Source organism: Enterocloster bolteae (genome assembly GCF_002234575.2).
Classification (GTDB): domain Bacteria; phylum Bacillota; class Clostridia; order Lachnospirales; family Lachnospiraceae; genus Enterocloster; species Enterocloster bolteae.
The window spans coordinates 5,522,103-5,546,791 of the sequence record NZ_CP022464.2 but is presented as its reverse complement, the minus strand read 5'-3'; the positions used below and the strand labels follow the sequence as shown (position 1 = coordinate 5,546,791).

Here is a 24,689-nt window from a genome sequence, read left to right as displayed (position 1 = left end):
TACTGTCTAGTGTTCAATGAAAAGGACACAAAGAATTTCTGGTGCCGATGCGCTTAGGGGAAACACCCGTACCCATCCCGAACACGATGGTTAAGACCTAAGCGGCCGATGGTACTATGCTGGAGACGGCATGGGAGAGCAGGTGGCTGCCGGATTTTATAAGAAGTTTACAGTGAACAGTGGTTTTACTTTCACTGAGAACATATACAGCAAGGTAATGATGTGACAGCGTAGCTTTGCAGAATTAACCGGGGCTTATAGCTCAGCCGGTTAGAGCGCACGCCTGATAAGCGTGAGGTCGGTGGTTCGAGTCCACTTAAGCCCATGTAATATCTAAATTAAATAAGAGATTGCCTTGAAAGGGTAGCCCTGTATGAATATCATATCATTCTTCTGGAAGAATGGCTGTTGAAGAGACAGAAGGGTCAGGAGTTCGAATCTCCATCTCCATTTGCTGAAGTGACCAAAGGGAAGAAGCTTGTGCTGAAAACCTCTGAGGAAACGGAAGCATACCAAACGTACCTTGAAAACCGCATATTGAATAAAAATGAATTGTATATTCTAAATCAGAATATCAAGACATCCGAGGCCATACAAGAGATTGTATGGAAAAACAAACTTGTAAATGCGAAAGCATTTATGAAAACCTAGAACCAAAGCGTCCAACGCTATGGACGTTTAGAGGACCCGCAGCAACCCGCGGCGGGAAATCATTTGGTTAAGCTATAAAGAGCGCAGGGTGGATGCCTTGGCACTAAGAGCCGATGAAAGACGTGATAAGCTGCGAAAAGCTTCGGGGAGGAGCAAATATCCTTTGATCCGGAGATATCTGAATGGGGAAACCCGGCTGAGCAAACCTCAGTCACTGCATGGTGAATCCATAGCCATGCAGAGGGAACCCGGTGAACTGAAACATCTAAGTAGCCGGAGGAAGAGAAAGAAACATCGATTCCCAAAGTAGCGGCGAGCGAAATGGGAAGAGCCCAAACCAGCGTGCGTGCATGCTGGGGTTATGGACTGCAAACGTGAACCGATTTGTTAGTGGAACTGTCTGGGAAGTCAGGCCAGAGAGGGTGAAAGCCCCGTACACGAAAACAATAGGAAGCAGCAGGATCCAGAGTACCACGAGACACGAGAAACCTTGTGGGAAGTCGGAGGGACCACCCTCCAAGGCTAAATACTCCTTAGTGACCGATAGCGCATAGTACTGTGAAGGAAAGGTGAAAAGGACCCCGGGAGGGGAGTGAAAAAGAACCTGAAACCCTGTGTTTACAAGCTGTGGAAGCACGTTAAGGTGCGACCGCGTACTTTTTGTAGAACGGTCCGGCGAGTTGCCGGTACTGGCAAGGTTAAGAGCTTAAGGCTCGGAGCCGAAGGGAAACCAAGTCTCAAATGGGCGTCAAGTCAGTACAGGCAGACCCGAAACCGGGTGACCTATCCATGTCCAGGTTGAAGCGGAAGTAAAATTCCGTGGAGGACCGGATCCACATCCGTTGAAAAGGGTGGGAATGAGGTGTGGATAGGGGAGAAATTCCAATCGAACCCGGAGATAGCTGGTTCTCCTCGAAATAGCTTTAGGGCTAGCCTCATATTAGTTTAGCGGAGGTAGAGCACTGAATTCCTAAGGGGGCGTCAAAGCTTACCAAGGGATATCAAACTCCGAATGCCGCATAAATGATGTATGGGAGTCAGACTGCACGAGATAAGTTGGGTAGTCAAAAGGGAAAGAGCCCAGACCTACAGCTAAGGTCCCAAAGTGTGTGTTAAGTGGAAAAGGATGTGGGATTTCAAAGACAACTAGGATGTTGGCTCAGAAGCAGCCACACATTCAAAGAGTGCGTAATAGCTCACTAGTCGAGAGGTCCTGCGCCGAAAATGTCCGGGGCTGAAACACAACACCGAAGCTTAGGAATGTATGTAAGTACATTGGTAGAGGAGCATTCTTAGTGCGGAGAAGCGGTACCGATAAGGAGCCGTGGAGCGTTAAGAAGAGAGAATGCCGGAATGAGTAGCGAGATGGAGGTGGGAATCCTCCAGGCCGAATATCCAAGGTTTCCAGAGTAAAGCTGATCTGCTCTGGGTAAGTCGGGGCCTAAGGCGAGGCTGAGAGGCGTAGTCGATGGACAACAGGTTGAAATTCCTGTACCATGTATCATCAGAACTGTGGGGACACAGAAGGACAACACATCCCGGGAATGGGAATACCGGGGCAAGCGAGGTAGGAGTACGGTTGGCAAATCCGCCGTGCAATCCGAAGACGTGACGCGCAGCGAACTAAAGTAGCGAAGTGTGTGATTCCGGCTGTCAAGAAAAGCCGCTATTGTGTGATACATGCCCGTACCGTAAACCGACACAGGTAGATGAGGAGAGAATCCTAAGGCCGGCGGGAGAAGCATTGTTAAGGAACTCGGCAAAATGACCCCGTAACTTCGGGAGAAGGGGTGCCACAGAGATGTGGCCGCAGAGAATAGGCTCAAGCAACTGTTTAGCAAAAACACAGGTCTATGCAAAACCGTAAGGTGAGGTATATGGGCTGACGCCTGCCCGGTGCTGGAAGGTTAAGAGGAGAGGTTAGCGCAAGCGAAGCTTTGAATTTAAGCCCCAGTAAACGGCGGCCGTAACTATAACGGTCCTAAGGTAGCGAAATTCCTTGTCGGGTAAGTTCCGACCCGCACGAAAGGCGTAATGATTTGAGCGCTGTCTCAACAATGCACCCGGTGAAATTGAAATACCAGTGAAGATGCTGGTTACCTGCGCCAGGACGGAAAGACCCCATGGAGCTTTACTCCAGTTTGATACTGGGATTCGGTATTGCATGTACAGGATAGGTGGGAGGCTTTGAAACATGGACGCCAGTCTGTGTGGAGCCAATGTTGGGATACCACCCTTGCGATATTGGGTTTCTAACCTGCGCCCGTGACCCGGGCGGGGGACAATGTCAGGCGGGGAGTTTGACTGGGGCGGTCGCCTCCGAAAGGGTATCGGAGGCGCTCAAAGGTTCCCTCAGGATGGTTGGAAACCATCCAAAGAGTGCAAAGGCATAAGGGAGCTTGACTGCGACACCGACGGGTGGAGCAGGTACGAAAGTAGGACTTAGTGATCCGGTGGTATGAAAGTGGGATTGCCATCGCTCAACGGATAAAAGCTACCCTGGGGATAACAGGCTTATCACTCCCAAGAGTTCACATCGACGGAGTGGTTTGGCACCTCGATGTCGGCTCATCGCATCCTGGGGCTGTAGCAGGTCCCAAGGGTTGGGCTGTTCGCCCATTAAAGCGGTACGCGAGCTGGGTTCAGAACGTCGTGAGACAGTTCGGTCCCTATCCGGCGCGGGCGTAGGATATCTGAGAGGAGCTGTCCTTAGTACGAGAGGACCGGGATGGACAGACCGCTGGTGTACCTGTTGGCCTACCAAGGCCATGGCAGGGTAGCCAAGTCTGGACGGGATAAACGCTGAAGGCATCTAAGCGTGAAGCCCCCCTCAAGATGAGATATCCCATCGCGAAAGCGAGTAAGACCCCTTGAAGACGACGAGGTAGATAGGTTAGAGGTGGAAGTGCAGTAATGTACGGAGCTGACTAATACTAATCGGTCGAGGGCTTATCCAGAAGGTTAAGGGAAAAAGGTTTGTAAACAATCGGAATTCAATATGTGGTTTTGAGGGTACGTAAAAAGTTATAATTGTGCTTGAAATTTTGGCAAAGTTATTGTATAATGATTTGGTCAGCGCAAAGTGCAATAAGCGTATCATTTTATTCCTCGATAGCTCAGTCGGTAGAGCACGCGGCTGTTAACCGCGCTGTCGTAGGTTCAAGTCCTACTCGGGGAGTTTTAGTGGAAGTCCATGGCGACCACTACCTTATTCAGGCCCCATGGTCAAGCGGTTAAGACATCGCCCTTTCACGGCGGTAACACGAGTTCGAATCTCGTTGGGGTCATTTGACCAGTTTATGATACGCCGATGTGGCTCAATTGGCAGAGCAGCTGATTTGTAATCAGCAGGTTATCGGTTCGAGTCCGATCATCGGCTTTTACTGTAAAACAGTAAACAATGTTAGAGATTATATAGTTCGGACCTTTAGCTCAGTTGGTTAGAGCAACCGGCTCATAACCGGTCGGTCCTGGGTTCGAGTCCCCGAAGGTCCACTCTTCCTAACTAAAGCAGAATGAGAACTATATTATCTAAATAATGGCCCGGTGGCTCAGCTGGTTAGAGCGCCGCCCTGTCACGGCGGAGGTCGACGGTTCGAACCCGTTCCGGGTCGTTTGCATTTTATAATGCGATACAACATATGCAATTTGGGGTCTTAGCTCAGCTGGGAGAGCATCTGCCTTACAAGCAGAGGGTCACAGGTTCGAGCCCTGTAGGCCCCATTTGTTTTATATCTGCATATAGCTGTGTCATGTAACAATCTGCGGGTGTGGTGGAATAGGCAGACACAAGGGACTTAAAATCCCTCGGTAGCGATACCGTGCCGGTTCAAGTCCGGCCACCCGCATTTTTTTATATTTGCGGCTGTGGTGGAATTGGCAGACACGATGGGTTTAGGTCCCATTGGGAAACCGTGCAGGTTCGAGTCCTGTTAGCCGCATACGTAAGAGTCCTGTGTTTGCAGGGCTTTTTTTATTTCTAAAAAGACACTATATAGGAGCGCAGCAAACAGACCCGATGGTCACCGGGCCTGCCCTCTCTTCTCTTTTTATGATTTTGTAAAATTATGCCCTTAGAATAAGCAGACGGATACCCTAAATATATTTTACAGAATCAGTCGTAATAGTGTTCTACAACATAGTGAGAGAGCGCATCAATGAAGGCGCCGTTTCGAGGCTTCTGTTCCAACTCAAAGCCGAAGACCTGATTCAGAAGAGTACGGTCTCCATGCAGCCATATGGTGCTGATGATGGTGCGGATATTGCGTTCCACACAGCCAATGGATGTATGATATTCCGCAGATATTTCCACGTAAAGCCCTTTGGAAATGTAGATAAGCAGTTCCGGATTGGCAATAGCGCGGATGACACCATAAACTGTGTAGCGGAACCCTACGTAGGAGTTGTTGACGCCGAGGCGCCGGAGCAGGTTGCAGGTTTCTCTTTCGTATTTCATGATGATTCCTCCAGATATCGTTTGACTCCTGTAAAGTTAAACCGGGTATGGGGGTTTTATCAAGTTAGACAGGACGACAAAAAACGATAAATTATGTCGCTAAATGTCGAATGATTAGCCGGGGAAATTCGCAGGTTAAATAGTGGGGGATAAAGGGCGGTATGATATAACTGAGTATAGCAAAAGTAAGGGTTTAAATCCATCTCTTATGACAGCTGCGCTCCCTGCATATGACAGCATACGCAGGTGCTGTGTCCATTGTGGAATTTTTAAAAATTCTGCTTGTGGGATGACGTAGAAACTGCTTAGTTTTAGAAGGGGTATCCGCGGAATAGGGCGCGTACGCAATTCAAAGGATAAAACCGGATCTGCACTTAGGGAAATGGACTGCAGAGCCGGTTTTATAGTATGATTATTTAATTTGGAGAAAATTTATCCCAGGATTCGTATGGTCATGATATAGCTGCAGCTGTCCCCTGGACAGAGATGCTGTATGTGGTGCCTATGGGAGAGCTGGTCGTCCTCATTCTCATAGATGCCGGAACCGTTCCAGGGCTCTACGCAGAGGTATGGGGCCGGCTCCGGATATAAGGTCCAGAAAGCAACGGTTTCAAAGCCGGGAAACCCCACCTCCACGCCGTGGCCGGTGGCAGGATTGAGGATGGATACCGCCCGGGAATTCAGCTTGTCAAAGAATACGGCATCATTTCTAAACATTTCGCGCTTCAGCGAAAGGGTACGGCCCCTCAGCCTGGTTCCCGGTTTGGAGGGGGAAAAGTGCAGCTGATCCAAATCGTAAGGGATGCTGACGGTGTTTTCTTCCTTTTCAAATACCAGCTGGTAATCCTCAAAGGCAAAGCCTTCCTCCATGGGACAGTTAAATCCCGGGTGTGCGCCGATGGCATACCACATGTCGCGCTGGTCTCTGTTTTCCACCTGATATTCCATAAACAGAATGCCGTCCTTCAGCTCATATGCCAGGGAGAGGCAAAAGGCGTAAGGGTATGCCCTGTGTGTGTCCGGTGTGTCATCCATGGAAAATACTGCCTTTGCTGGGGACTTCTGTGACACATCAAAGTCCCTTTCACGGCAGAATCCGTGCTTTTCAATGGCGTATATGCGGTCCTCCAGTATAGTCCTGTCATTCCGGCAGTTGCCTACTACGGGAAACAGGAGAGGGGAGCATTTTTTCCAGTATTTCGCGTCACGCTGCCAGATGTATTCACAGCCGGAAGCATCCTTCAGGGAAATGAGCTGGGCGCCCGTGGAGTCAATGACAGCAGTTGTTTTGGAATCCGTAAGTGTAATAAGCATGGTTTAGTCCTCTTTTCTTGGCATTGTATGTTCATGTTCCGGGCCCTGCGTCTTTTCGGCGTAGGGGGCACAGCTTTCCCTGTTTGCCAGATAGAAGGGAAGGTTCATCTTGATAGGAAGCTTGTGGCCTTCCTCAATCCGGTCAATGAGGATTTTTGCTGTCATCTGTCCCATCTCTTCCACGGGTATGTGGATTGTGGTGAGCATGGGGGACAGATACTGGGCTGTGTCTATGTCGTCGATGCTGATGACGGAGAGGTCGTCCGGAATCACCAGACCGGCTTCCTTGATGGCCCTCATGGCGCCTATGGCTGTGTTGTCATTGCAGCAGAATACGGCGGACACGTCGGTTTTGCGGGACAGAAGCTCCTTGGCCCCCTTGTATCCTCACTCGGAGGACAGGGGAACGTTGACGATGTAGGACTTGGCCGGCCTCAGATTATGGGCGCTAAGGGCAGCGCAGTAGCCTGTGTACCTATCCTCAAACTGTGTTTCCCCTATGAAGCCGATTCTCGTATGGCCCAGTCCAAGGAGGGTATTCATGGCGGCCAGGCTGGCCTGGTACCCGTCGCAGATCACCTGGTCGTACTTGGCTTCCAACAGGTTGAGCCCTGTATAGGCCACGCAGTTAAAGTATTTCTTTAAAAAGCTCAGGGTCTGTTTATCGCACCGGCCAAGAACCACCACGCCGTCCACATGGTTATCCGTTATGAGGCGGAACGTATTGGGGTGGTGAATGTCAATGCCGGTAAAGGAGTACTTTAACACGTAGTTGTGTTTGAAGGCTTCCTTTTCGATGCTGCGGGCCAGTGTGGAGAAAAACAGGTCTGAGTTGGAATCTTCGGCCCTGGCGTAAAGGCAGGCAATGGAGCGGGTGGGGGAGTCAGCAGCTTTAGCTGCGCCTGTCTTCAGACTGCGGGCCGTGGCGTTGGGAGTATATCCGGTGCGGCGGACAATCTCCCAGATGCGGTCCTGGACTTCCTTGCTGGCAACATTGGTGCTGTTTTTGTTTATGACCCGGGAAACGGTGGAGATGGATACCCCTGCTTCCCGGGCGATTTCTTTTAAAGTCATGTCTACCCTCCTCTTACGGGGCATTGAAGGCAAATGTTTCAATCTATTTGCCTTTAGTATACAAAAAATGGACATGGAATACTATAAAATAATACACAAACGTTTGCGTAAAAAAATGCCCGGGAAAAACCAGGGAAAGAAGGGCAGAATCATGGAATATCAATGTTTTTTCAAAGGGTTTTGGTACGCAAACGTTTGGTTTGAATTGCCTTGCCTTGAAATGGTCATATTGCTATAATGACTTTGCAAGTTGGGTAATAAATAGTCAAAAATAAATAGTGTACCGCAAATACATGCTGCTTGATTGATGTAAATGTTAACTATTTAACTAAAATAATGATAAAAATATGCAACTTTTATAAAGGATAAAGGAGGCTGTTTATTACGCAAAAACATGTAACAAAAATAAGAGAACCATTTGGGGACAGGAGGTCAAACGTTATGAGAAAATCATTAGTAAAGACATTGGCAGTCACAATGGCAGCAGTCATGTGTGCCGGGATGGTATCAGGCTGCGGAGCTGGTTCAGAATCCAAGAAAGCGGATACACAGGCTGAGGCATCGGGAACAGGTGACAGCAAAACAGCGGACAAGAGTTACGAGCTTACGGTCTCAGGCATTGGGGGCAGCCTTAATTATCTTCCTATCTACATTGCGGAGCAGGAAGGCTGGTTTAAGGAAAAAGGACTGGATATTGAGGAGGTGCTGTTCACCAACGGCCCGGTACAGATGGAATCTCTTTCATCTGACGGCTGGGATATCGGCTGCACCGGCGTGGGCGGCGTGTTTGCCGGCGTTCTGGGATACGATGCGCTGGTCCTTGGATCCAGTAATACGGACGACGGAACACAGTATGTATTTGCCAGAAATGATTCAGATATCGTGAAGGCCGGCAAGGGACATAACAGTCTGAGCGATGAGATCTACGGGGATGCGGACAGCTGGAAAGGAAAATCCATCCTGTGCAACACGGGCAGCGTTACCCAGTATGTGCTGATTAAGGTACTGGAAGGCTTTGGACTTACGGTTGACGATGTGAACTTTATCGCCATGGACCCGGCTACGGCTTACAGTGCATTCCTGGCAGGCGAAGGCGACGTGTGTGTGCTGACAGGAGCAGGGGGAACCTTCAAGATGCTGGCTGAATCCGATAAGTATATACCTGTGGCCAGCGGTCCCATGGCGGATTCCGGTCTGATGTGCAGCTTTGTGGCAAATAAGAACAGCTATGCCGATCCGGATAAGTATGAGGCCATGAAGGTGTTTATGGAAGTGTACTTTAAGACCATGGACTGGATGAAGGAGAACAAGGAAAAGGCCATTGACTACTGCGTGGACATGAACGATGAGAACGGAAGCTCCATGGACAGGGAGACAACCGCAAAATATCTGGAGGCCGATACATATTACACACTTCAGGAGGCATGCGGCATGTTAAATGACAAGGCAGAGGGTTCCGACCATTCAGTTATGGACCAGAGGCTTTTAGACGTACTTGATTTCTTCATCAGCGTGGGCAACTATAAGGAAGGCGACCAGGAGAGATTCGTGGGACATACAGATGGAAAGCTGTTAAATGAGGTTCTGACCGAAACCGCAAATTAAAAAGGAGTTGAGATACCGATATGGCAACTGGAAATGAGAAATTAGAGGCTGGCCTTTTGGCGTGGAAAAAGCAGAAATCAAAGGAAGGCCTGAATTACGCCCTGTTAAGCGCGGCAGGCATCATCACGCTTCTGGCCGTGTGGCAGCTGGTAGTAAGCCTGGGTCTTGTCAATGAAAGGATGCTTCCCGCACCCACTCAGATTTTTGAGACCCTGATGTATAAGTTTGCGAATAAGGCCCCTGACGGCAACGTCCTTTGGGTGAATATACTGGCCAGCCTCCAGGTTGCCTTATCCGGTTTCCTGGCAGCCATCATCATCGGCGTTCCCCTGGAGCTGGTCATGGGCTGGTGGACCTATGCGGACCGTTTCATCCGTCCCATCTTTGAGCTGGTGAGGCCGGTTCCCCCCATTGCCTGGATACCCCTTGTAGTGGTGTGGATGGGAATTGGGCTGAAGGCAAAGGCTCTCATTATCTTTTTTACCGCCTTTGTGCCGTGCGTCATCAATTCCTATACAGGCATAAAGCTGACCAACAAGACGTTAATCAATGTATCCAGGACCTTCGGGGCCTCCAATGCGGAGATATTCTGGAAAGTGGGGGTGCCTTCCTCCCTTCCCATGGTATTTGCCGGAATCCGTGTGGCATTGGGAAATTCCTGGTCCACCCTGGTGGCGGCAGAGATGCTGGCAGCCAGCGCGGGACTGGGATATATGATTCAGATTGGCCGTACAGTGGCCCGCCCGGATATTGTAATCGTGGGTATGGTGGTGATTGGCGCTATCGGAGCCATTCTTTCAGGATTTTTGTCCAGGGCGGAAAAATATTTCCTGCGCTGGAAGGTAAACAGGTAGGAGGGAGTAAGGAATATGGATGTAGCAAGCAAACAGCAGAAAACACTGAAAAACGTCCTGTACTACGGCCTGCCTGTACTGGCAATCCTGATGATTGCCGTGGGCTGGGTCCTGTTTTCGGGCAGTCACCCGGAGCTGATGCCCGCCCCGGCCGACGTATGGGCGCGTTTTGTGAAAACATTTACCAAACCCATTGCAAAGACCTCCCTGGCAGGACATGCATGGGCCAGCTTAAGGCGTGTACTCATGGCACTGCTTATCGCATGGGCCTTTGGTATTTCCTTCGGCATTCTCATTGGGTGGAATAAAAAATGCAAGGCATTCTTCGGCAGTATATTTGAGGTCATCCGCCCCATTCCTCCCATTGCCTGGATTCCTATTGTAATCATGTGGTTCGGCATCGGAGAATTTCCAAAGGTGCTGCTGGTGTTCATCGGAACCTTTGTGCCGTTAGTCATCAACACCTCCACGGGGATTGAGATGGTGGATAAAATCAATCTGGATGTAGGCCATGTATTTGGCGGAAATAACAGGCAGATACTGACGGATATCGTTATCCCCACAGCCCTGCCCTCCATCTTTGCCGGAATACGGACCTCGGTCAGCTCAGGCTGGACAACGGTGCTGGCGGCTGAGATGTTAGGAGCCCAGAAAGGACTGGGAGCACTGGTGACCAGAGGCTGGCAGGGAAGCGATATGGCCCTGGTACTTGTCTCTGTCATAACCATTGCAATTATTGGCGCCCTTTTGTCACTGGGGCTTCAAAAACTTGAGAAGGTGGTGTGCCCGTGGAACAACTAAATAAACGAATGGAAATAAATGGGATATCCAAGACGTTTTTCAGCGATAAGGGATATTTTACAGCCATAAAGGATGTGAGCTTTGATGTAAACGACGGCGAATTCCTGGTAATCCTGGGACCGGGGCGCTGCGGCAAGACCGTGCTGCTCAACATCATTGCAGGACTGGAGCAGCAGACCGAAGGAAAGGTAGTGTACAACGGCAGGGAGTGGAAGGGCGTAAACCCGGAAATCAGCATGGTATTTCAGAAGCTGGCTCTGATGCCCTTTAAGACGGTTATGGAAAATGTGGAGCTGGGCCTTAAATTCCGTGGCATGTCCAAGGGACAGCGCAGGGAGATTGCACAGCATTACATAGAGCTGGTGGGCCTTAAGGGATTTGAAAAATCCTATCCCACCCAGCTGTCGGGCGGCATGAAGCAGAGGGTGGGAATCGCCAGGGCGTATGCGGCGGATCCTAAGCTGTTAATCATGGACGAGCCCTTTGGACAGCTGGACGCCCAGACCCGCTATCAGATGCAGGAGGAAATCTTAAGAATCTGGGAAAAGGAAAAGCGTACCGTCATATTTGTCACCAACAATATAGAGGAAGCCTGCTATCTGGGAGACAGAATCATCCTGCTCAGCGACTGTCCGGCCACGGTAAAGGAAGTATATCCCATCAGCATACCCAGGCCAAGGGATATGGTGAGCGGGGAATTCCTGAAGCTGCGTACGGTTATTTCCGACAACACTGATTTAGCAATTTAATAGGAGGACAAAAATGCCTGAAAGAGAGGATACCCGGCCCATAAAAGTCGAGGTCAGGAATCTTACAAAGCGATTCGGCGACCTGCTGGTGCTGGACGATATGTCATTTAATATCCGTAAAGGCGAGTTCGTGTGTGTAGTAGGGCCTACAGGCTGCGGAAAGACCACATTTTTAAACTGCCTTACCAGGATTCATATGCCCAGCGAGGGCGATCTGTATATAGACGGGGTCCCTGCGGACCCGCGCAAACATAACATTTCTTTTGTATTTCAGGAGCCAAGCGCCCTTCCGTGGCTGACCGTGGAGGACAACCTGGCCTATGGACTTAAGATTAAGAGAATTCCCAAGGCTGAAATCGACCGCAGGGTGAACCAGATACTGGATCTGATGGGACTTCAGGAGTTCAGGAAGGCTTATCCGGGCGAGCTGTCCGTATCAGCGGAGCAGAGAATCATCATCGGACGTTCCTTTGCCATGCAGCCCGACCTGCTGCTGATGGATGAGCCATATGGACAGATGGATGTGAAGATGCGCTTTTATCTGGAGGATGAGGTTATACGTCTGTGGAAGGAACTGGGGAGCACAGTGGTATTCATCACCCACAACATAGAGGAAGCCGTGTATCTGGCGGAGCGCGTGCTGATTCTCAGCAACAAGCCGGCGAAGATAAAGGAGGAGGTACGGATTGACCTGCCAAGACCCAGGGATATCACATCCTCCCAATTTATCCAATACCGCAACTATATAACTGACAAGATTAAATGGTGGTAGAAATATAGAATCAGGAGGATTGAAAACATGAAGGTATTATGTCTGCCGGAGCCAGGAAACCTGGTGATAAAAGATTTGCCTATGCCGGAGCTGAAAGAAGGACAGGCAATCGTAAAGATGGAAATGTGCGGTATCTGCGGTTCGGATGTGACTGCTTACAGGGGAGTGAACCCCACCATGCGCTATCCCATTAACGGGCTGGGCCATGAGGGCGTGGGCATCATCCAGGAAATCGGGGAGAATGACAAGGGGTTAAAGCCGGGAGACCGTGTGGCCCTGGAACCCTATGTACCCTGCAACAAGTGTCATATGTGCGCGGCAGGGCGTTTCAATAACTGCGCGGATCTCCATGTGCGCGGCGTACATAAGGACGGCATGATGTCCGAATATTTCCTTCATCCGGTGCAGCTTTTATATAAGCTTCCCGATGAACTGACCTTTACCCATGCAGCCCTGGTGGAGCCCTTAACCATCGGCCTTCACGGGGCCACCAGGGCCAGGGTATCAAGGGGAGAGCATTGTGTTGTGTTCGGCGCCGGTATTATCGGCCTTATGGCTGCATTTGCCTGTATTAATTACGGCGCAACCCCCATACTGGTGGATGTGCTGCAAAAGCGCCTGGATTACGCAAAGGAGCTGGGAGTACCATGCACCTTTAACTCCAAAGACGGAAATGTGGAGGAATATCTGCGGGAGGTGACAGGCGGTAAGCTGCCTGAGGCCATGATTGATTGTACGGGAGCGCCGGTGATCCTGGAGAACATGCACAATTATGTGTGCCATGGAGGACGGATTGCCCTGGTGGGATGGCCCCATGACCCGGTATTGATTAACACGGTGCGCCTGATGCAGAAGGAAATCGACGTGTGCCCGTCCAGAAACTCCAACGGGAAATTCCCGGAGGCCATCGGTCTGGTAAACGAGGGCAAGGTACCCACAGACGCCATCATAACAAAAATGATTGAACTGGACCAGGTGGAGGATACCATAAAGGATATGATTCAGTCCCCGTCCGATTATCTGAAAGTCATCGTGAACATCTGAGAAGGAGAAAAGCATGCTGACAACCACTTATGAAATGCTACAGAAGGCTTATGAAGGACATTATGCGGTTCCCGCCATCAATACCCAGGGGGGAACCTATGACATCATACGGGCCGTATGTATGGCTGCGGAGGAGCTTCGTTCCCCTGTTATATTGGCCCACTATGTGAATACCGGGGCCTATTCAGGCCATGACTGGTTTTATGAGACGGCAAAATGGATGGCCGGCAAGGTATCTGTGCCGGTTGCAATCCATCTGGATCACGGGGACAGCTTTGAGCGCTGCATGGAGATGCTGAAGCTGGGATTCACCTCTATTATGTTTGACGGTTCCGCCCTGCCTGTGGAGGAAAATGCGGCTGCCACAGAGGCAGTGGCCAGGGTGTGCAGGTCCTTTGGCGTGCCGCTGGAAGCGGAAATCGGCGAGCTGTGCCGCTTGGATGACAGGGGAAACAAGATAGGCGCATCCAATATTGCGGATCCGGATGTGGTGAGGCAGTATCTTAAGCTCTGCCATCCCGATTCACTGGCCATCGGCATCGGCAATGCCCACGGGTTTTACAGCGGCCCTGTGGATATCCGGGTGGAGGTGCTGGAGGAGTGCAGGAAGTTTACAGATATACCCTTTGTTCTTCACGGCTGTACGGGTATGGATGAGGAGCTGGTGAAGCGCTCCATTGACAGCGGAGTGGCCAAAATCAATTTCGGCACCCAGGTGCGCTGCCAGTATGTGAACTATCTGAAAGAGGGGCTGGCTGAGGGGAAGGACCAGGGCCATGCCTGGAAATTATCACAGTACGCGGAACTGCGGCTGCGCGAAGATATAAAAGACATTATCCGGCTTGCAGGTTCTAAGGAAAAGGCATGACGCTGCAGGGGATGAAACGTCGGAAAAGGAAGGTAAAATATGACATTGATTCCATTGAGGCCTCTCATGGAGGCTTCTGTTAAACATGGATTTGCCCAGGGCGCTTTCAACGTCAATGCGGTGGCCCAGGCAAAGGCTGCCATCCAGGTCCATGAGATGTTCCGCTCCGCTGCCATACTGCAGGGGGCCGACCTGGCAAACGGCTTTATGGGGGGAAGATGCGACTTTATGAACGCGACCCTGGAGGATAAGAAAAAGGGCGCTGAAAATATTGCCGGGGCCGTGAAAAAATATGGGGAGGACAGCCCCATACCCATTGTCCTTCATCTGGACCATGGGCGGGATTCTGACTCCTGTGCGGCCGCCATAGCAGGGGGATATACCTCTGTGATGATAGACGGGTCGTCCCTTGCCTTTGATGAGAATGTGGAGCTGACCCGGGAGGTGGTGAAATACGCGCATGCAAGAGGCGTCAGCGTGGAAGGGGAGCTGGGAGTGCTGGCCGGGGTGGAGGACCATGTGTTTTCAGAGGGATCCACTTATACCAATCCCTTAAAGGCAGTTGAATTTTTCAGGAAGACCGGCGTGGATGCCCTGGCCATATCCTACGGAACCATGCACGGGGCTTCCAAGGGAAAGAATGTAAAGCTGCGCAAGGAGATAGCGGTGGCCATCCGGGAGTGCCTGAATCATGAGGGTATTTTCGGGGCACTGGTATCCCATGGCTCGTCCACGGTTCCGGCCTATATTGTGGATGAAATCAACGGGCTGGGAGGCACGCTGACCGGCACCTATGGAATTGCCGTCAGTGAACTGCAGGAAGCGGCCAGATGCGGTATCAACAAGATTAATGTGGATACGGACATCAGGCTGGCTGTTACCCGCAATATGAAGGAGTTTTTCGCAGGGAACCCGGAGAAGAGAAACAGCAGCTCCATCGGGGCCATCTATGAGCTTTTAGAGTCTAAAAGAGAGCAGTTTGACCCAAGGGTATTCCTGACTCCAATCATGGATACGGTGATGACCGGCGTCATACCGGATGAGGACACGGCAGCCATAACGGACTGTATTGAACGGGGCGTGAAGGAAGTGGTGGGAACCCTCATCGTACAGTTTGGCTCTTACGGCAAAGCTCCCCTGGTGGAACAGGTTTCCCTGGAGGAGATGGCTGAGCGCTATAAGAAAATGCAGATTTAATAAAATCCAGATTGAATCAACAAGAAAGGTGGTAGAGGCAATGTCGGCAAATGTTCTGGTGGTCCATGGCGGCGGCCCCACAGCTGTTATCAATGCTTCCCTGTATGGCGTAGTGGAGGAAGCCAAAAGCTCCGGCAGCATAGGCAGGGTGTACGGGGCAATTGGCGGAAGTGAAGGAATCCTGAAGGAGAGTTTTCTGGATTTGATGCAGTATCCGGAGGAAAAGCTGAGTCTTCTGCTTCAGACGCCGGCCACCGCAATCGGATCCTCAAGGTATGCCCTTAAACAGGAGGACTACAATGCCATGGCGGGAATCTTCCGGAAATATGGAATACGGTATGTACTCCTCAACGGGGGAAACGGAACCATGGATACCTGCGGCCGCATCTTTGAGGCGTGCAGGGGAGAGGACATCTATGTGGTGGGAATTCCCAAGACCATTGACAATGACATTGCCATAACAGACCATACTCCGGGATATGGAAGCGCGGCCAGGTTCATTGCCGCGTCCGCCGCAGAGGTGGGAGCGGATGTCAAAGCCCTGCCCATCCATGTGTGCGTCATGGAGGCCATGGGACGCAACGCAGGATGGATTACAGCTGCGTCTGCCCTGGCCAGGAAGAAGCCGGGGGATGCGCCCCATCTGATTTATCTGCCGGAGCGTCCCTTTCATGAGGAGGAATTCCTGGAGGATGTAAAACGCCTTTACGATGAAAAGGGAGGCGTGGTGGTGGTTGCCAGCGAGGGGCTTAAAAATGAAAAAGGAGAGCCCATTGTGCCTCCTATTTTTAAGGTTGGGAGAGCTACTTACTATGGGGATGTCAGCGCTTATCTGGCGAATCTGGTCATTCAGAAGCTGGGAATCAAGGCCAGAAGCGAAAAGCCCGGTCTTTGCGGAAGAGCGTCCATTGCCTGGCAGTCTCCTGTGGACCGGGACGAGGCAGTTCTGGCCGGCCGTCAGGCACTGCGCACAGCCATGGCCGGCCGCAGCGGCGTCATGGTCGGCCTTATACGGGATGAGAAAGAGGACAGCGGGTATCATGTCCATACCTCGGCCATACCCATCAAAGAGGTGATGCTTCATGAGCGGGTTCTGCCGGATGAGTACATAAATGACAGGGGCAATGATGTGACGGACGCGTTTCTGAAATGGTGCAGGCCTCTTATCGGACCAGAACTGAGGGATTTTGTGGATTTTAAAGAAGAGTATGAAAAGATGGGAGTGGGAAAATGAAACACATATTTCTGAACCTGAAACGGTTCGATATACCCAGGGAGTACGGAGGGGTCAACGGTGTGGCGCCCATGGAGGAATGGGGAAGCTATATTGTTCAGAACACCCAGGAAAAGCTGAAGGCGTACAGCGCAGAGGATGTGGAGTTCGTCATGTATTTCCCGGAAGCCCATCTTATTCCGGCAGTAAAAGCCCTGTGTGAGGACAGTCCGGTTAAGATTGGCTGTCAGGGAGTGTACAGGGATGATACGGCTGAGAACGGCAATTTCGGCGCATTTACCACCAACCGCACGGCCAATGCAGCTAAGGCAATGGGATGCAGTTCTGTCATTATCGGACACTGCGAGGAGCGCAGGGATAAGGCCGGAATCCTGGAAGAAGCCGGGGTCACGGATGAAGACGCAATAGGAAGGCTGCTGAATCAGGAAATCAAGGCAGCCATCCAGGCCGGTCTTACCGTTCTTTACTGTATCGGAGAAACAGCCGGTGAACAGGAACACTGGCAGGAAGTACTGAAATCGCAGCTGGAAACAGGGCTTAAGGATGTGGACAAGGAGAAGGTGGTCATTGCTTATGAACCCATATGGGCCATCGGGCCAGGCAAGACGCCGCCGGATGAAGCATATATCACGAAGATTGGTACCTATATTAAGGAGATGACCGGAGGGATGGATGTGGTCTATGGAGGCGGACTTAAGACGGACAATGCCAGGATGCTGGCTTCGGTTCCTGTCATGGACGGCGGCCTGATTGCCCTCACCAGGTTCCAGGGACAGATTGGATTCTATCCTGAGGAGTATCTGGAGATCGTGCGCACCTATCTGGAGCGAGACTGAATATTACGAACCCAATTGAAAATCACAGGAGGATTATCATATGAAGTTATCATTTGAATATGGTGCGGGGCTTATGGCGGCAGAGCTTCCTGACAACACCGACGTGTTCATACCCGGCGAGACTGTGGCAGACCCGCCCTGTATCCCGGAGGACCAGCTGGTGGAGAAAACCCTGGAATCCATACGAAACCCCATGGGAATGGAGCCACTGTCCAAACTGGCCCATAAGGGCTCCAAAGTGACCATCATTTTCCCGGACAGGGTAAAGGGAGGGGAACAGCCCACTTCCCACAGAAAAATATCCATTAAATTGATACTTAAGGAGCTGTACGGCGCGGGAGTGGAGAAGAAGGACATCCTTTTAATCTGTTCCAACGGACTTCACAGGAAGAACACGGAGACGGAAATCCACAACATCCTTGGGGATGAGCTGTTTCATGAGTTCTGGCACACACATCAGATTATCAACCATGACAGCGAGGATTACGAGCATCTGGTGGACCTGGGCACCACGGACCGCGGCGATCCGGTGCTCATGAATAAATATGTGTATGACAGCGATGTGGCAATCCTGATCGGACACACCCAGGGCAACCCCTACGGCGGCTACTCAGGAGGGTATAAGCACTGCGCCACGGGCATCACCCATTGGCGATCCATAGCCTCACACCATGTACCTGAGGTCATGCACCGGAAGGATTTTACTCCGGTCAGCGGAACGTCGCTTATGAGGACAAAATTTGATGAGATTGGCCAGTACATGGAAAAATGCATGGGAAAGAAGTTTTTCTGCTGTGACGCAGTGCTGGACACCAGGTCCCGTCAGATAGAGATTAACAGCGGATATGCAAAAGTCATGCAGCCCCACTCCTGGATTACGGCGGATAAGAGGACCTATGTGCCGTGGGCTGAAAAGAAGTATGATGTAATGATATTCGGCATGCCCCAGTTCTTCCATTACGGCGAGGGCATGGGCACCAATCCCATTATGCTGATGCAGGCCATCTCGGCCCAGGTCATCCGGCATAAGCGTATCATGAGCGATAACTGCGTGATTATCTGCTCTTCCCTGTGCAACGGCTATTTCCACGATGAGCTGTGGCCCTACACCAGGGAAATGTATGAGATGTTCCAGCACGATTTTATGAATACCCTGCCGGACATGAACCGGTACGGCGAATACTTCGCCACCAATGAGGAATACATCAGAAAATACCGTTACTGCAATGCGTTCCATCCATTCCACGGCTTTTCCATGATTAGCTGCGGTCATATAGCGGAAATGAATACCTCCGCCATCTATCTGTGCGGCGCCCAGGAACCGGGCTATGCCAGGGGGATGGGCCTTAAGACCAGGGCCACCATCGAGGAAGCGCTGGCTGACGCCAGAAAAAAGTTCGTGGGACAAAATCCCAATATCCTGGCCCTTTCCCAGACCTTTAAGCTGGGCGCCGTCCATCTGATGATGAAGGATGAGGCGTATGAAGGTAAGGGACAGGAGGACTGCGGGTGCGCGTGCCATATGCATGGTAAGCTGATGTAAACCTTAGGAAAACAGAATAAAGAGGCAATGTACACTGCCGTATCAACACCCTCCCTTTTATGGTATTGCGTTTATTTTGCGCAAACATCCATAAAACGGGAGGGTGTTTTGCCGGTTTCTGATGACTCATAAAAACTGGTATAGAATTAAGCTATAAACCCGGCTTCCATCTTAGTTATTTTAAATTGTACAGTCCGTTGAATTTGGATTAAAATAAAAACGCGATATTTTAATGCTTTAATATCCATCACATGCAGAGGAGAAGGACTATGTCAACTACTATGGAGGAAAAGCCTGTCTCTGGCAGCAGCCAGATAAATCCGCTGGGACATCTGACGAGACAGCAGCTAAAGGAACTGGAGCAGAAGGAAAAAACACGCGGTCAGAAAATCCTGGACCTCGTTATTATGCTGCTTCCGGTTATCTGCGGTTTCATCGCTGTTATCGAGTACTGGGAGGTCCCAAACGGAAGTCCAAACAGCCATCCTTACACCTATGTGTGGGCAGTGGCAGCCTTTATGACTGCATACGCGCTCTATGCCCTTGCAGCCGGGATTAAATACAGGAAGGGGGACAGGCGGACTGCGGAGGACCTGCGCTACCGAGCGCCTTTGTTTTCTGCTTTTTTTCTCCTGCTTACCTTTTATGATTATCTGACTCTGAAAACTGGCATCCTGTCCCAGCCCTTTGTTCCGTGTATGAACAGCATATTGAACATTGCATGGGAGGACCGGGCTTATCTGCTTGAATGTACGCTTCACACGCTGCGCCTGCTGTTTTTGGGATATTTTATCGGAATTGCCCTGGGATTGGTTACGGGAATTACCTGTGGTTATTCTGAGAAGGCGCGGTACTGGATTAATCCCGTTATCAAATTTCTGGGCCCCATTCCCACCGCAACCTGGATTCCCATTATCATGGTTGTGGCAGCCTCCCTGTTCAGGGGAGCCGTGTTTATCATCGCCCTTGGATCCTGGTTTGCAGTTACCGTGGCATCCATGTCCGGCATCCAGAATGTGGACAAGGATTTCTTCGAGGCCGCAAGGACCCTGGGGGCAAGTGAGGGGCAGCTTGTATTCCGGGTGGCGATTCCTCATGCAATGCCCTCTATTTTACAGGGCTGCACCCAGGCCATGAGCTCCTCCTGTGTTGCAATCATGATTGCGGAGATGATGGGGGTAAAGGCAGGACTTGGATGGTATATGAACTGGGCTAAATCCTGGGCGGCCTACGACAAAATGTTTGCAGCGCTGTTTGTCATCTGTTTTATTTTTACTATTGTGACAAAGGTGCTGGATTTGATTAAACGCCGGGTTCTCAGGTGGCAGAACGGAGTAGTGAAATAATGGCAGAAAATACAGTTATCCTTCGGTTGGACAATGTATCAAAAAGTTTTGCAAAGGTGGAGCACGACGAGGTTACCCACGCGTTAAACGAGGTGAATCTTTCCATGAAGAGCGGTGAATTTATCAGTCTTGTGGGGCCGTCGGGATGCGGAAAATCCACCATACTCCGCCTTGTGGCCGGGCTGATTCCGCCTACCACCGGCTATCTGACCGTAAATGGGGCGCAGATTACAGGGCCGTCGCCGGAGCGGGGAATGATGTTTCAGAAACCCACCCTTTTTCCATGGCTGACAGTGGAAAAAAATATTTCCTTCAGCTTAAAGCTGCAGGGAAAGCTGAAGGGGAATGAGGAGAAGGTAGAGAGGATGCTTAAAATTATCGGTCTTGAATCCTTCAGGAACGACTACCCGGGACAGCTTTCCGGCGGCATGGCACAGCGGGTTTCACTGGTGCGGTCTCTGATTAACGAGCCGGATATACTGCTGTTAGACGAGCCCCTGGGAGCGCTGGACGCATTCACACGTATGAATATGCAGGATGAAATCTTAAAGGTGTGGCAGGAGAAAAAGCAGCTTGCGCTCATGGTTACCCATGATGTGGATGAAGCTATTTATATGGGAACCCGGGTCATTGTCATGGACGCGCATCCGGGGCGGGTGGTTTCTGATATTAAAATAGACCAGGCCTACCCCAGGGAGCGCTCATCGCAGACCTTTGTGGCCTGCCGGAATGAAATCCTCAACTGCCTGCACTTCGGCGGAAAAAACAGAGGTCAGCGGTAAATCGGACAGGACCCTGCAAAGAAAAAAACGCAGACCCCATGGTTTGTGTACATAAATAACTATTAAAAGCAAAAAGGAGAACAGTATGATGAAAAAGACAAATGCGAAACGCATTCTGGCGGCAGCGCTTGCGGGAATGATGGCCTTATCCCTGAGCGCCTGCGGGGAACAGGGGGGAGGCTCTCCCACAGAAGGCGCAACCACAGAAAGCGCATCCACAGCAGCTGTGGCAGCGGAGACAAAAGCGGAAGCAGGGTCAGCGGCAGAGCCACAGGATTCCGGGAAAACCGGTGAGGAGGCAACCGGAGGCGCCGCCCGCCCGGAGGCTGTGTCCCAGGAGGATTGGGAGGCCATGCAGAAGGAGCCTGCCTTCGGAACAACATTAAATTATCTGTTTAACGGAGGGGCCTGCGTGTCTGCGGTATACCTTGCCGAGGCACTGGGCTATTATGAGGATTACGGTATTAACGCGGAATACATTGAAGGAGAGTCTGTTGTGATCACGGTTGGCACAGGGAAGTGCCTGTGGGGAACAGACCATATCGCAACCATGCTTGTGCCGGTGACAAACGGTGTGGATATGACATTCGTAGCAGGAGCCCACATGGGCTGCAAATCTATCTACGTATTCAATGACAGCGAGATAAAGACGGCTGAGGATTTAAAGGGAAAGACCATTGCCATCCATGACGGCATCGGAAACTCCGACCAGAATATTATCTACCGAATGCTGGACGGGGAGGGGATAGACCCTACCTCTGAGGTGGAATATCTTGATATCGCAGACAGCGCGGCCAGCGTTGCGGCTATGGAGAGCGGCGAGATAGACGCTTCCATTTTCTCGGATTATTTTGTAATCGCCAATTACAGAGATAAGATGCGCAAGGTATGCTCCATTACCCCCGGCGATGAGTTCGAGGGAGAGGTGTGCTGCGCAACCGCCATGAACAATGATTTTCTTGCGAAGAACCCGGTTCACGCAAAATACATTGTTATGGCGATTAAACGTGCAGGGCAGTATGCCCGTCTCCACTCTGAGGATGCCGTGCAGTTAATGTTTGACACCAATAAGATGACAGGTGAGTTTGAAAATCAGCTGGAGTTCTGGGATTCCCTGGATTTCGGCCTGTCTGACGCAATCACAGAGGAGGCCCTTGGCAATATTGCAGCCGACTACATCCGCCTGGGAGTGATCCAGAAGAAGGAGCTGACAGCAGACGATGTCATGAAGCTTGCATGGACAAACGCGTGCCCGGATGAGGAGGTCCCGGGACTGACCGTGGGAGACCCGAAAGACGTGGAGGGACGTACCGTAGAGGTTCAGCAGAAGGGGGAATAAATTAAGAGACTGGTAAGAAAGGCGCATAGATACGCTTAAAAGTTCCCGGGGCGGTGTTGGTTCCCCGGGAACTTTTCTCCTCATGGGGATGGTTCAGGCAGACTGTTTAATATATGGGCAAACGTTTGGCAAGAAAAGCGTTGATTTTTTGCGGACTTTTGCGTATAATTTTCTTAACGGCTGACAGAAGTCAGCATCCAGAATGAACCAGACAAGCGCATTTTAGTGAGATTGAATAAGTTTTAAGAAGTAAGGGATACCAGGAAGGTAGGATGTATTCTCAAGGAATACACTTATTCTGGTATTTTTTTATGCTTTTGCGCCGGGGTGCGGATTGAGTTCATGGCGTCTGCGCTTACAGGAATAGGATGTGAGTGTATGGAATGTAAGTTTATGGAATGTAAGTTTATGGAATCCAGGCATACGGACAGGGCATGAAAAAGAAATGGAGAGGAAAATGAGACGAGGAATGAGAACGGGAATGAAATATGCCGTGGCAGCCATGGCGGCCGTGTCCATGGCTGTGACGGGCTGCGCAGGCAGCGGAACAGGAAACAGCGCTAAGGACAGCGGAATATCTGCGGCTGCAGACAGTGCAGGGAGCAGTGCGGGAAACCGTGCAGGAGATATTGCTGGGGACAGCGCGGGAAACCGTGCGGAAAACAGTGCGGGAAAGGGCGCCGGGGAGACGGGGAATAATGGAACAAGGGACGACGTGGTGGTTGTCATGGGACCAACCTCAGAGCCGGAGGCCGGATTTGATCCTGCCTACGGATGGGGGGCGGGCGAACATGTCCACGAGCCGCTGATTCAGAGTACGCTGACCGTGACGACTGCTGACCTGAAAATAGGATATGACCTGGCAACCAGTATGGAGGTGAGCCAGGACGGGCTTACCTGGACCGTGAATATACGGGATGATGTTAATTTTACAGACGGAGAGAAGCTGACTGCCCGGGATGTGGCATTTACATACAATACCCTGCGGGACACCAGCTCTGTCAACGACTTTACCATGTTAGAGAGTGCTGAGGCGCTGGATGATACCACGGTGGTATTTCATATGAAACGCCCCTACTCCATCTGGCCCTATACCATGGCAATTGTCGGTATTGTACCGGAACATGCCTATGGGGCGGATTACGGTTCACATCCCATTGGATCCGGCAGATATATCATGAAACAGTGGGATAAGGGACAGCAGGTCATATTTGAGGCGAACCCGGATTATTACGGGACAGAGCCGAAAATGAAGAAAGTGACCATACTTTTCATGGAGGAGGACGCGGCTTATGCAGCTGTCATGTCCGGGCAGGTGGACCTGGCCTATACGGCTGCGTCCTATTCAGATCAGACCCTTCCCGGATATGAGCTCCTTTCCTTCGAGACAGTGGATAACCGGGGCTTTAACCTTCCGGCTGTAAAGTCAGGCACTGTAACTGACGGCAAAACCGTTGTGGGAAATGATTTTACGTCGGATGTACAGGTGAGAAGGGCTGTGAACATTGGGATTGACAGGAATGAAATGATTGACCATGTGCTGAACGGCTACGGAAGCCCGGCATACAGCGTGTGTGACAAGATGCCCTGGTACAATGAGTCTGCGAAAACAGAGTATGACCCGGAAAAGGCAGCAGAGCTTTTGGAGGAAGCCGGATGGAAGGCTGGAGCGGATGGAATCAGGGAAAAGGATGGTGTCAGGGCCGGATTTACACTGATGTACCCGGCCAGCGATTCCGTACGCCAGGCTCTGGCAGCGGACACGGCCAACCAGCTTAAGGAAGTGGGAATTGAAGTGAAGATAGAGGGTGTTGGCTGGGATGACGCCTATGACCGCGCCCAGACAGAGCCGCTTATGTGGGGCTGGGGCGCCCATACGCCTATGGAGCTTTACAATATTTACCATACCATGAAGGATACCGGCCTGGCGGAGTATTCTCCCTATGCCAATGACAGTGTGGACCGGTACATGGACGAAGCCCTGGCCAGCGGGAATCTGGAGGATTCCTACGAGCTGTGGAAGAAGGCCCAGTGGGACGGGACCGCGGGAGTGACCCAGGATGGGGATATCCCCTGGATTTGGCTGGTTAATATAGACCATCTGTACTGGTCCAGGGACGGACTAAAGGTGGCGGAACAGAAAATTCATCCCCATGGACACGGATGGTCCATTGTAAATAATGTGGACCAGTGGAGCTGGGAATAAAATCAGACAGAATTGTAT

The 24,689-nt window shown here is 51.0% G+C and carries 18 protein-coding genes, 9 tRNA genes, 2 rRNA genes and 1 pseudogene; 27 read left to right on the top strand and 3 right to left on the bottom strand.

The annotated features are described in order from the left end of the window. Positions 1 to 37: 37 nt before the first annotated feature. The 12 genes from rrf to CGC65_RS25630 all read left to right on the top strand — a co-directional run bounded on the left by rrf (position 38) and on the right by CGC65_RS25630 (position 4,592). A 5S ribosomal RNA gene (gene rrf, locus CGC65_RS25685) occupies positions 38 to 155 on the top strand. Positions 156 to 251: 96 nt separating this feature from the next. Continuing rightward, positions 252 to 325: transfer RNA gene (locus tag CGC65_RS25680), tRNA-Ile, on the top strand. Positions 326 to 408: 83 nt separating this feature from the next. Next, positions 409 to 651 (top strand): hypothetical protein, encoded by a 243-nt coding sequence (locus CGC65_RS25675; protein ID WP_096039149.1) that lies wholly within the window; start codon positions 409 to 411, stop codon positions 649 to 651. Positions 652 to 716: 65 nt separating this feature from the next. Continuing rightward, positions 717 to 3,608 (top strand): 23S ribosomal RNA (locus CGC65_RS25670). 148 nt (positions 3,609 to 3,756) lie between these two features. Beyond that, positions 3,757 to 3,829: transfer RNA gene (locus tag CGC65_RS25665), tRNA-Asn, on the top strand. 37 nt (positions 3,830 to 3,866) lie between these two features. After that, positions 3,867 to 3,938 (top strand) — tRNA-Glu (locus tag CGC65_RS25660). A gap of 19 nt (positions 3,939 to 3,957) precedes the next feature. Next, a tRNA-Thr gene (locus CGC65_RS25655) sits at positions 3,958 to 4,030 on the top strand. 42 nt (positions 4,031 to 4,072) lie between these two features. Further along, positions 4,073 to 4,146 (top strand) — tRNA-Ile (locus CGC65_RS25650). Between the two features lie 45 nt (positions 4,147 to 4,191). Then, positions 4,192 to 4,265 (top strand) — tRNA-Asp (locus tag CGC65_RS25645). Between the two features lie 36 nt (positions 4,266 to 4,301). After that, positions 4,302 to 4,374 (top strand) — tRNA-Val (locus CGC65_RS25640). Between the two features lie 41 nt (positions 4,375 to 4,415). Next, a tRNA-Leu gene (locus tag CGC65_RS25635) sits at positions 4,416 to 4,499 on the top strand. A gap of 13 nt (positions 4,500 to 4,512) precedes the next feature. Continuing rightward, positions 4,513 to 4,592 (top strand) — tRNA-Leu (locus CGC65_RS25630). A 173-nt stretch (positions 4,593 to 4,765) separates the two neighbouring features. Here CGC65_RS25630 and CGC65_RS25625 read toward each other — a convergent pair. From CGC65_RS25625 to CGC65_RS25615, 3 genes and pseudogenes are all read right to left on the bottom strand, one after another. Then, complete coding sequence (locus CGC65_RS25625; RefSeq protein ID WP_007038294.1) at positions 4,766 to 5,107, bottom strand: sporulation initiation factor Spo0A C-terminal domain-containing protein; 342 nt, start codon at positions 5,105 to 5,107, stop codon at positions 4,766 to 4,768. Positions 5,108 to 5,539: 432 nt separating this feature from the next. Then, positions 5,540 to 6,421 carry an aldose 1-epimerase family protein gene (locus CGC65_RS25620; RefSeq protein WP_002566094.1) on the bottom strand — a complete coding sequence of 294 codons (882 nt, stop codon included), beginning with the start codon at positions 6,419 to 6,421 and terminating at the stop codon, positions 5,540 to 5,542. 3 nt (positions 6,422 to 6,424) lie between these two features. After that, positions 6,425 to 7,495, bottom strand: a pseudogene (locus CGC65_RS25615) (LacI family DNA-binding transcriptional regulator). 441 nt (positions 7,496 to 7,936) lie between these two features. Between CGC65_RS25615 and CGC65_RS25605 the strand changes: the two are divergent. The 15 genes from CGC65_RS25605 (at position 7,937) to CGC65_RS25535 (ending at position 24,671) form a co-directional block, all read left to right on the top strand. Beyond that, positions 7,937 to 9,100 carry an ABC transporter substrate-binding protein gene (locus CGC65_RS25605; RefSeq protein WP_002566091.1) on the top strand — a complete coding sequence of 388 codons (1,164 nt, stop codon included), beginning with the start codon at positions 7,937 to 7,939 and terminating at the stop codon, positions 9,098 to 9,100. Between the two features lie 20 nt (positions 9,101 to 9,120). After that, positions 9,121 to 9,954, top strand: coding sequence for an ABC transporter permease (locus tag CGC65_RS25600; protein ID WP_002566090.1), 834 nt, complete (start codon positions 9,121 to 9,123; stop codon positions 9,952 to 9,954). A gap of 15 nt (positions 9,955 to 9,969) precedes the next feature. After that, positions 9,970 to 10,755, top strand: coding sequence for an ABC transporter permease (locus tag CGC65_RS25595; protein WP_002566089.1), 786 nt, complete (start codon positions 9,970 to 9,972; stop codon positions 10,753 to 10,755). After that, entirely contained in the window at positions 10,743 to 11,504 is a 762-nt protein-coding gene (locus tag CGC65_RS25590; RefSeq protein WP_002566088.1) for an ABC transporter ATP-binding protein, read from the top strand. Before CGC65_RS25595 ends, CGC65_RS25590 begins: the two co-directional genes overlap by 13 nt. Positions 11,505 to 11,517: 13 nt before the next feature. After that, the gene (locus CGC65_RS25585; RefSeq protein WP_002566087.1) at positions 11,518 to 12,276 is read left to right on the top strand and encodes an ABC transporter ATP-binding protein; all 759 of its coding nucleotides are present in this window, start codon (positions 11,518 to 11,520) and stop codon (positions 12,274 to 12,276) included. Between the two features lie 27 nt (positions 12,277 to 12,303). Beyond that, a complete protein-coding gene (locus CGC65_RS25580) occupies positions 12,304 to 13,320 on the top strand; it encodes a zinc-dependent alcohol dehydrogenase (RefSeq protein WP_002566086.1) in 1,017 nt (338 codons plus the stop codon). 13 nt (positions 13,321 to 13,333) lie between these two features. Further along, positions 13,334 to 14,188: a class II fructose-bisphosphate aldolase gene (locus CGC65_RS25575; RefSeq protein WP_002566085.1), complete on the top strand. Its 855-nt coding sequence runs from the start codon at positions 13,334 to 13,336 to the stop codon at positions 14,186 to 14,188. 39 nt (positions 14,189 to 14,227) lie between these two features. Continuing rightward, the gene (locus tag CGC65_RS25570; RefSeq protein ID WP_038281417.1) at positions 14,228 to 15,385 is read left to right on the top strand and encodes a class II fructose-bisphosphate aldolase; all 1,158 of its coding nucleotides are present in this window, start codon (positions 14,228 to 14,230) and stop codon (positions 15,383 to 15,385) included. Between the two features lie 40 nt (positions 15,386 to 15,425). Further along, on the top strand, positions 15,426 to 16,619 hold the full coding sequence (locus tag CGC65_RS25565; protein WP_002566083.1) for a diphosphate--fructose-6-phosphate 1-phosphotransferase: 1,194 nt from the start codon (positions 15,426 to 15,428) through the stop codon (positions 16,617 to 16,619). Further along, positions 16,616 to 17,455, top strand: coding sequence for a triose-phosphate isomerase family protein (locus CGC65_RS25560; RefSeq protein WP_002566082.1), 840 nt, complete (start codon positions 16,616 to 16,618; stop codon positions 17,453 to 17,455). Before CGC65_RS25565 ends, CGC65_RS25560 begins: the two co-directional genes overlap by 4 nt. 40 nt (positions 17,456 to 17,495) lie before the next feature. Then, on the top strand, positions 17,496 to 18,998 hold the full coding sequence (locus CGC65_RS25555) for a lactate racemase domain-containing protein (protein ID WP_002566081.1): 1,503 nt from the start codon (positions 17,496 to 17,498) through the stop codon (positions 18,996 to 18,998). A gap of 269 nt (positions 18,999 to 19,267) precedes the next feature. Beyond that, positions 19,268 to 20,344, top strand: coding sequence for an ABC transporter permease (locus tag CGC65_RS25550; RefSeq protein WP_002566080.1), 1,077 nt, complete (start codon positions 19,268 to 19,270; stop codon positions 20,342 to 20,344). Further along, entirely contained in the window at positions 20,344 to 21,126 is a 783-nt protein-coding gene (locus tag CGC65_RS25545; protein ID WP_002566079.1) for an ABC transporter ATP-binding protein, read from the top strand. Before CGC65_RS25550 ends, CGC65_RS25545 begins: the two co-directional genes overlap by 1 nt. An 85-nt stretch (positions 21,127 to 21,211) precedes the next feature. Then, the gene (locus tag CGC65_RS25540) at positions 21,212 to 22,465 is read left to right on the top strand and encodes an ABC transporter substrate-binding protein (RefSeq protein WP_002566078.1); all 1,254 of its coding nucleotides are present in this window, start codon (positions 21,212 to 21,214) and stop codon (positions 22,463 to 22,465) included. 457 nt (positions 22,466 to 22,922) lie between these two features. Beyond that, positions 22,923 to 24,671 (top strand): ABC transporter substrate-binding protein, encoded by a 1,749-nt coding sequence (locus CGC65_RS25535; protein ID WP_002566077.1) that lies wholly within the window; start codon positions 22,923 to 22,925, stop codon positions 24,669 to 24,671. Positions 24,672 to 24,689 lie beyond the last annotated feature (18 nt).